General features: G+C 46.4%; 5 protein-coding genes. All 5 read left to right on the top strand.

The annotated features are described in order from the left end of the window. Positions 1–104: 104 nt before the first annotated feature. The 5 genes from DXA87_RS13060 to DXA87_RS13080 all read left to right on the top strand — a co-directional run bounded on the left by DXA87_RS13060 (position 105) and on the right by DXA87_RS13080 (position 5,573). A complete protein-coding gene (locus DXA87_RS13060; RefSeq protein ID WP_117504769.1) occupies positions 105–1,286 on the top strand; it encodes an acyltransferase in 1,182 nt (393 codons plus the stop codon). 830 nt (positions 1,287–2,116) lie between these two features. Continuing rightward, positions 2,117–2,530 carry a C-GCAxxG-C-C family (seleno)protein gene (locus tag DXA87_RS17995; protein WP_117472464.1) on the top strand — a complete coding sequence of 138 codons (414 nt, stop codon included), beginning with the start codon at positions 2,117–2,119 and terminating at the stop codon, positions 2,528–2,530. Positions 2,531–2,800: 270 nt separating this feature from the next. After that, a complete protein-coding gene (locus DXA87_RS13070; protein WP_117472462.1) occupies positions 2,801–3,241 on the top strand; it encodes an RbsD/FucU family protein in 441 nt (146 codons plus the stop codon). A 17-nt stretch (positions 3,242–3,258) separates the two neighbouring features. After that, positions 3,259–4,350 (top strand): sialidase family protein, encoded by a 1,092-nt coding sequence (locus DXA87_RS13075; RefSeq protein ID WP_117472460.1) that lies wholly within the window; start codon positions 3,259–3,261, stop codon positions 4,348–4,350. Beyond that, complete coding sequence (locus DXA87_RS13080) at positions 4,347–5,573, top strand: MFS transporter (RefSeq protein WP_117472458.1); 1,227 nt, start codon at positions 4,347–4,349, stop codon at positions 5,571–5,573. Before DXA87_RS13075 ends, DXA87_RS13080 begins: the two co-directional genes overlap by 4 nt. The last annotated feature ends 427 nt before the right edge of the window (positions 5,574–6,000 follow it).

Consider the following 6,000-nt stretch of genomic DNA (forward strand, 5'->3'; position numbering starts at 1 on the left):
GCCAAGTCTCACGGACGTTCGACTTGATTTTGTATTCTTTGATAGTCTGTCTGGAAATGTCATATTTTATATGATAAGATAAAAGAAAACTGCGGGGAGTGCATATGGTGACAGGCAGCGGAGAAAGACGGTTTCATGATCAGATATCATGGCTGATGTTTCTATTCAGCATATTTGTGATATGGGTCCACTCTTATAATGTGGATCTGTTTTCCGGTGGGGCGCAGGATGGGATATGGAGTCTTGCGGACCGGATCGAAAATTTCGTGTCGGTGGGACTGGGACAGATCGCCGTTCCGGGCTTTTTCCTGCTGTCCTCCTACCTGTTTTTCCGGAATTTTTCCTGGGACAAGCTAGTCGGAAAATGGAAGAGCCGGGTATTCAGCGTCCTGATCCCTTATGTAGTCTGGAATCTCATCTACTATCTGGGTTATATGGCAGCATCCCGGTTTCTCGCCATACGATCCGTGGTCGGACGTGACATCATTCCATTTTCCGTGCAGGAGATCTGGCGGGCGGTCTCACAGTATGCGTATGCGCCAATCTTCTGGTATCTTTATCAGCTGATCTTCCTGATCATCGTGTCACCGATGATCTACGCACTTGTTAAGAATCGGGCGGTCGGTCTTTTCTGGATCGTGGGACTTGTGTTTGCGGTGCATCTCCACTTGGATATGCGCCATCCGAATACGGACGCCCTGCTTTACTATTCGGTTGCCGCATACTTTGCGGTTCATCGCCGAGGGCTGGTGGAGAGAAGCATGGAGGAAGAGGCAGCCGGATGGAATGCAGATCATGGAACGAAAGAAAAGAAAGCTGCCCCAGAGGACAAAGATGGAAATACAGCCGGTGTCATCCCGGCTCATGTGAGAAGGCGCTGTTTTGCAGAAGGCCTGGCGGGAGTCATGATCTCTGTATTCTGTTACAGGAGGATGATGGCACCTGAAGCGGCCGTCCTCTGGACCTGCTTTTACCGTATGGCTGTGCCGATGACCTGTTGGGCCTTTGCCTGTGGAGTGCGCCTTCCGAAGATCCGTCCATGGATGCGCCAGAGTATGTTCCTCTATGCGATTCACTTCATCGTCGTACGGTTCGTAAACAAAGGAACAGCCGTCGTGACGAGAAGTCTTGCAGGCACGACAACAGCCGCCGGAATCTCCCTGGTCGTCTATTTCCTGCTTCCGGCAATCGCAGTTATTGCCTCTTACATTCTCGCAAAATTCCTCGTCCGCTTCCTGCCGGGGGTGTGGAGAGTATTGTCCGGAGGGAGAAAACTGGAAGGATAGGGGGGAATAAGAACTGCAGAAAATCCGTTACTGTCTGCGTACCGCATGAACAGCAGCACGTAAAATTCAAACGTTCTTTTTTGTAAAAAATGCTAATAGTATTTCGATAAGAAATCCACTATACTATCAGTGAAAGAGTTAATCTTTCCTTCGCAGATGAGACGAGTGACGGTTCTGACTCGTCGGTAAAATAAAAAGTGACCGAGCGATGAGACGAGTGACGGTTCCGACTCGTCGGTAAAATAAAAAGTGACCGAGCGAAGAATCTTTGAGGGAGGAGAAATCCTCCCTTTTCTATACCAGTCTATTTTTCTTAGGGGATTCTTACCATGAATACATCAATTGAATTTTGTATAAAGAAATTAAGCAAAAAATTTTATCAGAGGTATCCATCTAAAATGTATGAGGAAATTCTAAGTAAAGAGGATAGACCATATTCATGTCTTCTTGTTAAACAACATGGATACTTGATATGTGTACCGTTTCGGACTGAAATACGTCATAAATATGCGTATCATTTCCAAGCATCAGAAAGATCGAGAAAGCATCATTCGGGATTGGATTTTACAAAAGTGGTAATTGTCACCAATCAAGAATTTATAAACGAGGATATCACTGTTGTTGATCAGGACGAATACAAAGAAGTTATATATAATATTGAAAAGATAGTAGATTCTGTGATAAAATTTGTTGATGATTATGTCGAACATATAAAAGGAATAAAAAAGCTTCATGAAAGAGAATTTGAACGTCGATATCATTTTTCATCATTAAAATACTTTAAGAGAGAATTGGGACTTAGTCAGAAAAAAGAACCGGAGGAAGAGGATATGCTGAGAGATAACGTAAAAAAATACTATCTGGAACAGGATTACAATTGTGCGGAGACGATCTTAAGATGTATTGACGAGGAATACGGGATCGGTCTTACGGAAGATGATTTCAAGTTGGTCAGTGCGTTTGGCGGCGGCATGGGATGCGGCTCCTCCTGCGGTGCATTATGCGGCGCAATGGCAGCGCTGGGACGGCTGACGGTGAAGACCCGTGCCCATGCAACCGATGGTTTTAAGGATACATGCGCGGACCTTGTAGATGAATTCCGAAAGAAGCTTGGAAACACAGACTGCTCAGAGCTGGTAAAGATCTATAAGAAAGACGATGTGCGCTGTCTGGAAACTGTCTGTCTGGCGGCAGATGTATTTGAAGAGTTCTATAATACATTAATTGTAGAAAGTGAAAAATAACCTGGAAAATCAAGAAAAAAGCCCCAAAGCCTTGTAAACTGTTGATATAAACAGCTTACAGGGCTTTTTCTTATGTAACAGGAAATTCTGATGGGACGTCCTGTTGGACAAAAAGGTATTAACATACCACCAAAGATGCATCTTCTTTTTTTAATTTTAAATGTTATTAAAAAAAGAAAAAAGAAATATTGACCTTTTTTTCAGATTCCTCTATACTGGTCATATAAAATAATGATGTTATATAACGTATTTAACGAAAGGAGAAATTAAATGATTAAACACACGGTGATCAATGCGGAGCTTGGATATGCGCTGGCGACAGCGAGACATAAGGATGCGATCGTGATCTGTGACGCGAATATGCCAATTCCGGATGGATGTAATGTGATCGATGTCTCTCTCGTGCGGGGAGTTCCGACGCTGGTGCAGACGATGTGCGCGATCCTGAATGATCTGGTTGCGGAGCGCTATGAAGTATTTGAGCTGATGCTGCAGTACAATGATGCGATGTATCAGAAGATCCAGTCTCTCGTGCCTCAGCTTCCGGGCGGAACGATCAGCCAGGAGCGCCTGATGGAGACAATGAAAAATGCTAAGGCAGTAGTGCGGACTGGAGATTTTGGCAGCTGCTGTACAATGGTTTTATATTCCACGTCCGGAAGGGACAAGTATGTAACACAGTTTAACTGTGATTTTCCAATGCAGGAGTAAAGTGGGGAGGAAAAATGATGGCGGAGAAGACTTGTGTTAAGGTTTTGGTGGAGGAAAATGGGGAACATGGCTTTGACTCTTACCGTGTCCCGGGAATCGTTACGGCTTCCAACGGGGATCTGCTTCTGGCATATGAGGGCAGGGAAGCCGGAGGAAACCGCAGAACTTTATTCTTCAGGAGATATCAGATAAAGGACGGACAGCCGCAGCCCGCAGGAGAGCGGATCACAATGGTATCGCCGAAAGGGGAAGAGCTTCTTCATAATCCCTTGCTGATCGCAGCGCCGGAGGGAAGAGTATATTTCTTCTGGTGTCAGGATTATCAAAGACTGTTTCTTAGGGAAAGCCATGATAATGGGGAAACATTTGGGGAGGAGCGCGAGCTGACTTCTCTGATCGATGGTTTCCGGAAAGAATGGCCGGTGACGCTGTGGGCCATTGCTCCGGGCCATGGAATCTGCAAAAAAGACGGAACTCTGATATTGCCGCTGTGGCTGAGCCGTGGAGAGAATGCGCATCTCCCGGCCTGCTTTGCCTGCCTTTCCAGCGATGACTGGGGCGGGACGTGGCACTGCAGCAATACGGTTCCAGCGGAGAATGGGATCGGTGATCCAACCGAAAGCTCCGTGGCGGAGCGGAGCGACGGAACTCTGCTTGCCACCATGCGCCATGAGATCCCGGGAGTGCGGAGAAGAGCGTTCTGTGAGAGCAAAAAAACGGAGAAAGGACAGGATGCGGTCCAGTGGGGAGCTCCATGGCTGAACGAAAAACTTCCGGATCCGATCTGCGGCGGAGCTTTGCTCACACTTCCAGACGGACAGATGGCCTTTGTCAACTGCGCTTACGGAGATGAACCGGCACTGGAGCGTCAGAAAAACGGCGAGGCGGTCCGGTGGAGTCTTGACGCCCGTCAGAAACTGACGATCCGCATCAGTGTAGATGATGGAAAAAACTGGGACGATGGTTTCCTTCTGGCAGAAGAGGGCGGGGCGTCTGACCTGGCGGGAACAGGTCCGGTGTACTGCTTCTATGAGGAAGGATGGCAGGACGGTAACTGTATTTTTAACAGGAGGTTACTGCTGGCATCTGTTCCATTGGAGGTTTTATGATGAGACGCGAGAGGGCCGCTGGAATAAACAGCGGCTCTCACTATACGGTTCTGTTTTTTTCTGCATACTTTATTTACTATGCCGCATACTGCATATTTTCCAGCTATACGGTCCTGTTTTTGACGGAACGCGCCTACAGCGCCACGGTCTGCGGAATCATCACCAGCCTGACATTTCTGGCAAATCTTCTGATGGAGCCGGTGGGCGGTTATATCACGGACACATTTCTTCCAACAAGGCGGTATCTTCTTCTGCTTATCGGAATGATCTCAGCACTGTGTATCTTCTGTACAAAATATATGGACCAGCCCTGGATCATGCTTCCTGGGATGGTCCTGTCTGCCGGGATCGTTTACCCGTTCAGTCAGCTGATGGATGCCTGGGTCGATATCAGCCGGGAAAAACAGCCGGATCTGATCTACAGCCGGGTTCGTGCCGGCGGGTCCATCGGGTATGCGGTGATGTCGGTGATTGGTGGATATTATTTTAAACACAGAGGCTGGGATGGCTATTTTCTCGTACAAATGGTGATATTTCTCTTCATGATCCCATGTCTCCTTCTTCTTCCAGATACCAGTCTCGGGAATCGCCGGAAACAGGAGGAGAAAGAGAAAAGTCTCTCCTTTTTCCAGGCATTTCATACTTTGGTGCAGAACCGTCGTTTCCTGTTCTGGCTGGGAATCATCACATTTTACTGGTTCAGCCACCGTCTGGTGGGAAGCTTTCTCTCCCTGATCATCGTGGAACTGGGCGGAGATGCGGAGACATATGGAAATGTCTGTGGGGCAGGAGCGGCAGTGGAGTTTGCAGGTCTTATGCTGCTGGCTTTTGCATGGAAAAAGAAGAATTCCCATGCTCTTTTGGGAATGGCGATCGCCCTGATCACAAATCTCCTCAGACCGTTCTGCTTTCTGCTGTTTTCCGGTACATGGGCCCTTTATCTGGGACAGATGCTGCAGTGTGCTAGTTTTGCGTTCTACATGAGTGTCAGCGTGGAGTGCTTTGCGGAGGCGGCGGATGAGCGCTTGCGCAGCTTCAGTATTTCAATGGGACTGACCGTCAGCAGTGTGGTGGGAACAGTCCTTGCAAACCTGGTGGGAGGCAGACTGTGCGATATGTTCCATCCGGGGATCCTGATTCTGGTTAGCTTTGCTCTGGGATTCCTGAATTCAGCTGTATTTTTTGCAGAACGGTTATACCACAGTATGGAAAAACATGGCTGAAGAATTGTAAAAATTACATTACTGTACACGTGGTATGCATTTTCTGAACTAAAAATAAAAAAGAATAGAAAAATGTTGATTGTTCACAATTTATTTATACTGAATCATATAAAGTCATGATGTTACATGATGTATTGTATAAACATGAAATCAAATGGTCAGCCATGCGGTGATCCGTGCGGAATCCGGATATGTATTTTCAATGGTGCGGCATAAAGATATGATCGTTCTCTGGTACACTTTGTGAAAAAAATTCCGGATAATAGAACTTGACTAAAAGAATATGTCAGAGTACAAAATTATTTGACAAATCAGCGCCTGAATGATAATATAGATGTATCTAAATATTATATAATGTTATATAGCATATGTAAATGTTTACTCAATCAATGGCACGACAAACGCATGAATGATTGTCTACCACCAA

Source organism: Desulfotomaculum sp. OF05-3 (assembly GCF_003435535.1).
Classification (GTDB): Bacteria; Bacillota; Clostridia; order Lachnospirales; family Lachnospiraceae; genus Pilosibacter; species Pilosibacter fragilis.

Bases quoted from the DNA above. Each gene is read 5' to 3' on its own strand.
- DXA87_RS13060 (WP_117504769.1), top strand. From the start codon at position 105: ATGGTGACAGGCAGCGGAGAAAGACGGTTTCATGATCAGATATCATGG.
- DXA87_RS17995 (WP_117472464.1), top strand. From the start codon at position 2,117: ATGCTGAGAGATAACGTAAAAAAATACTATCTGGAACAGGATTACAAT.
- DXA87_RS13070 (WP_117472462.1), top strand. From the start codon at position 2,801: ATGATTAAACACACGGTGATCAATGCGGAGCTTGGATATGCGCTGGCG.
- DXA87_RS13075 (WP_117472460.1), top strand. From the start codon at position 3,259: ATGGCGGAGAAGACTTGTGTTAAGGTTTTGGTGGAGGAAAATGGGGAA.
- DXA87_RS13080 (WP_117472458.1), top strand. From the start codon at position 4,347: ATGATGAGACGCGAGAGGGCCGCTGGAATAAACAGCGGCTCTCACTAT.